The organism is Paraburkholderia sp. (genome assembly GCF_035501035.1).
GTDB lineage: Bacteria > Pseudomonadota > Gammaproteobacteria > Burkholderiales > Burkholderiaceae > Paraburkholderia.
Genome location: NZ_DATJWR010000342.1, coordinates 1 through 3,830 on the forward strand (window position 1 = coordinate 1; position 3,830 = coordinate 3,830).

Here is a 3,830-nt window from a genome sequence, read left to right on the forward strand (position 1 = left end):
CGTTCGTCGTAGCTCACGACGACCTTGTCGCTGACCGGATGACACTGACACGTCAGCACATAGCCGTCGCGGATTTCCTGCTCTTCCAGCGTGTAGTTCTTTTCCATCTTCACTTCGCCCTCGAGTACCTTCGCGCGGCACGTGCAGCACACGCCGCCCTTGCACGCATACGGCAGCGCGAGGCCGGCGCGCAGACCGACGTCGAGCACGCTCACGCCCGCGTACGGCAGGCGCAGCTTGCGCCGCTTGCCGTCGAGCACGATTTCGAGGTCGGCGGCGGGCATGTCGTCGGTGATTTCGACGGGGGGCACGCCGGCCTGCGGCAGCGGCGTGCCGAACCGCTCGACATGCACGTTCGCCTGCGCCACGCCGGCAGCCTTGAGCGCAGCCTCGGCGGCGTCCATCATCGGCGCGGGGCCGCAGATGAACGCTTCGTCGATGGTGGCCGCCGGGATCAGCGTCTCGAGGAATTCCGCGCACTTCTGCTGGTCGAGCACGCCGTTGAACAGCTCGACGTCCTGCAGATCGTCCGACATCACGTGATACAGCACGAACCGGTTCATGAAGCGGTTCTTCAGGTCTTCGAGCTCCTCGGCGAACATGATCTGCTCGACGCTGCGGTTGCCGTACACCAGTGTGAACGTGCTGCGCGGCTCGATTTCGAGCGTCGTCTTGATGATCGCGAGCACCGGCGTGATGCCCGAGCCGCCCGAGAACGCCACATACTGCCGGCCCTGCTCCGCATTCAGGTGCGTGAAGAAGCGCCCGTCCGGCGTCATCACGTCGATGGTGTGGCCCGGTTGCAGCGTGTCGAACGCGAAGTTCGAGAAGCGCCCGCCGCGCACGCGCTTGATGCCGATGCGCAGCTCGCCGTCACGGTCGTAATCGGTGACGCCGACGCAGATCGAGTACGAGCGGCGCGTTTCCTCGCCGTCGATGTGGGTCTTCAGCGTGACGAACTGCCCTTGCGTGAAGCGATACTGCTCGCGCAGCTCGACGGGGACTTCGAAGGCGACCGAAACCGCGTCGGCGGTTTCAGGCCGCACTTCCCGGATGCGCAGCGGATGAAATTGCGGGGTAGCCATATCGATATCAGTAGGGTTTGAAGTAGTCGAAGGGTTCGCGGCAGTCGAGGCAGCGGTACAGCGCCTTGCAGGCCGTCGAGCCAAATTGCGCCAGACGTTCGGTATGCACCGAGCCGCAGCGCGGGCAGGCCGGCGCCGCCAGTGGCCGGGGGACGAAGCGGATCACCTGCTCGCCGGGCGCCGGGCCGCTAGCGCACTGGCCCGTCGGCGGGGCGATGCCGTAGGCGCGCAGCTTTTCACGGGCGTCGTCGGTGATCCAGTCGGTGGTCCAGGCGGGGGCGAGCACGGTGGCGATGCGGTGCGGCGTCAGACCGGCTGCATCGAGCGCGAGGCCGATATCTTCGGCAATCTGCGACATCGCCGGGCAACCCGAGTAGGTCGGCGTAATGACGACTTCGAGCACGCCGTCGGCAGCCCGGCGCACGTCGCGCAGGATGCCCAGTTCGCGGATCGATACGACCGGGATTTCCGGGTCGGGCACGGCTTCGAGCACGGACCATGCGCGTTCGAGCGCGGGGTCGGTGCTGTGGGGCAGGTCAGCGCGGGGTGCGAGGGTGGCCGTCATCGTCATGGCTCCGGGTTCGTTTCTCGAGGCTTACCAGCTCGCGCCGGGATGCTGGCGTGCGATGCTCTGCATCTCGGCCAGCACAAAGCCCATGTGCTCGGAATGCTCGCCGTGCTTGCCGGTCGTGATGTGTTTCACCGGTTCGGGCAAGGTGAGCGTGGCTTCGTCGAGCGCTGCACGGACGTCTTCGAGCCAGGCCGCTTCGAGCCCCGCCGTGTTCGGGCCGATGCCGGCCGCGGCGATGTGCTGTTCCACGTCGTCCGGGCTGAAGAACTCGCGCGTGTAGGGCATCAGATACTCGAGCGCGGCCTGCGCGCGACGGTGCGATTCCGCCGTGCCGTCGCCGAAACGAACCAGCCACTCGCGCGCGTGATGCACGTGGTAGCGCGTTTCCTTGATCGACTTCGCGGCGATCGCGGCCAGCTGTGCGTCGGTCGACGCCGTGAGCGCCGTCCACAGATGCGCCATCAGCGACGCATACAGGAAGTTGCGCACGATCGTGACGGCGTAGTCCTTGTCGGCGTGCGCCGTGCCGGTCAGCGGGCCATAGTGCGGCAGCTCGGCCAGCGTGTAGTTGGCGAATTCGCGCTCGGCGCGGAAGTACGCGTAGTCGTCTTCGGTGCGCGCGCGGCCGGTGAGCGTCTTTTCGAGCTCGGCGGCGTGCGTGTACAGCAGGCGCGCCTGGCCGATCAGGTCGAGGCTCATGTTGGTGAGCGCGATGTCCTCTTCGAGGATCGGGCCGTGGCCGGTCCACTCGGCATTGCGCTGACCGAGAATCAGCGCGTTGTCGGCGAGGCGCAGCACGTACGCAAGATGTTGGGGCGTGATGTCCATATCGGTCGGCTTCGCGCTTACATGTGGTTGACTTCGTCGGGCAGCGTGTAGAACGTCGGGTGGCGGTAGATCTTGTCACCCGCCGGTTCGAACAGCTCCGCCTTTTCCTCGGGCGCCGAGGCCGTGATCGCCGACGACGGCACCACCCAGATGCTCACGCCTTCCTGACGGCGCGTGTAGACGTCGCGCGCCATGCGCAGCGCCATCGACGCGTCCGACGCGTGCAGGCTGCCGCAGTGCTTGTGGTCGAGTCCCTGCTTGCTGCGCACGAACACTTCCCAGATCGGCCATTCCCTGTTTGCTGACTTTTCCATCGCGGATCTCCTGAATCCTTGCCGGCGCGCTGCCGGCGTTGATCTGTACTGTGGCGCCGCTTGTGTGGCCTGCTTAAGCGGCGTGCTGCTGGGCGCGCTGGCGCATTTTTTCGGCGTGGGCGAGCGCCGCTTCGCGCACCCAGGCGCCGTCGTCGTGCGCCTTGACGCGCGTGGCGAGCCGTTCGCGGTTGCACGGGCCGTCGCCGTTCACGACGCGCCAGAACTCTTCCCAGTCGATCGCGCCGTAGTCGTAGTGGCCGCGTGCCGCGTTCCACTTCAGGTCCGGGTCCGGCAGCGTGACGCCGAGCACCTTCGCCTGGTCGACGGTCGCGTCGACGAATTTCTGCCGCAGGTCGTCGTTCGAGATCCGCTTGATGCCCCATTTCGACGACTGGTTGCTGTGGATCGAATCCTTGTCGCTCGGGCCGAACATCATCAGCACCGGCCACCACCAGCGGTTCACCGCCTGCTGCACGAGTTCGCGCTGGGCGTCGGTGCCCTGCATCATCGAGAGCAGCGCGTCGAAGCCCTGGCGCTGGTGGAACGACTCTTCCTTGCAGATGCGGATCATGGCGCGCGCATACGGCCCGTAGGTGCAGCGGCACAGCGGGATCTGGTTCATGATCGCCGCGCCGTCGACGAGCCAGCCGATCACCCCGACATCGGCCCAGGTGGGCGTCGGGTAATTGAAGATGCTCGAATACTTGGCCTTGCCGCTGTGCAGCGCATCGACCAGCTGGTCGCGCGACACACCGAGCGTTTCGGCCGCGCTATACAGATAGAGACCGTGGCCGGCTTCGTCCTGCACCTTGGCGAGCAGGATGGCCTTGCGTTTGAGGCTCGGCGCGCGGGTGATCCAGTTACCTTCCGGCAGCATGCCGACGATCTCCGAGTGCGCGTGCTGCGAAATCTGCCGCACGAGCGTCTTGCGATAGGCGTCGGGCATCCAGTCCTGCGGCTCGATCTTGCCGTCGGCTTGCATGACGGCGTCGAAGCGGGACTGCTCGGGCGAATCGGCGCTGGCGTCGAGCG

5 protein-coding genes are annotated in these 3,830 nt (G+C 66.4%); all 5 read right to left on the minus strand.

Features of this window, described 5'->3' with window-relative positions:
• Positions 1–1,085 (minus strand): 1,2-phenylacetyl-CoA epoxidase subunit PaaE (gene paaE, locus VMJ11_RS25150; RefSeq protein WP_325622845.1); only part of this gene is annotated, 1,085 nt, incomplete at its 3' end.
• Between the two features lie 7 nt (positions 1,086–1,092).
• Complete coding sequence (gene paaD / locus VMJ11_RS25155) at positions 1,093–1,650, minus strand: 1,2-phenylacetyl-CoA epoxidase subunit PaaD (protein ID WP_414694466.1); 558 nt, start codon at positions 1,648–1,650, stop codon at positions 1,093–1,095.
• A 30-nt stretch (positions 1,651–1,680) separates the two neighbouring features.
• Positions 1,681–2,484 carry a 1,2-phenylacetyl-CoA epoxidase subunit PaaC gene (gene paaC / locus VMJ11_RS25160; RefSeq protein WP_325622849.1) on the minus strand — a complete coding sequence of 268 codons (804 nt, stop codon included), beginning with the start codon at positions 2,482–2,484 and terminating at the stop codon, positions 1,681–1,683.
• Positions 2,485–2,501: 17 nt separating this feature from the next.
• Positions 2,502–2,798 (minus strand): 1,2-phenylacetyl-CoA epoxidase subunit PaaB, encoded by a 297-nt coding sequence (gene paaB, locus VMJ11_RS25165; protein WP_325622851.1) that lies wholly within the window; start codon positions 2,796–2,798, stop codon positions 2,502–2,504.
• A gap of 73 nt (positions 2,799–2,871) precedes the next feature.
• On the minus strand, positions 2,872–3,830 hold a 959-nt coding region (gene paaA / locus VMJ11_RS25170), incomplete at its 5' end, for a 1,2-phenylacetyl-CoA epoxidase subunit PaaA (RefSeq protein WP_325622853.1).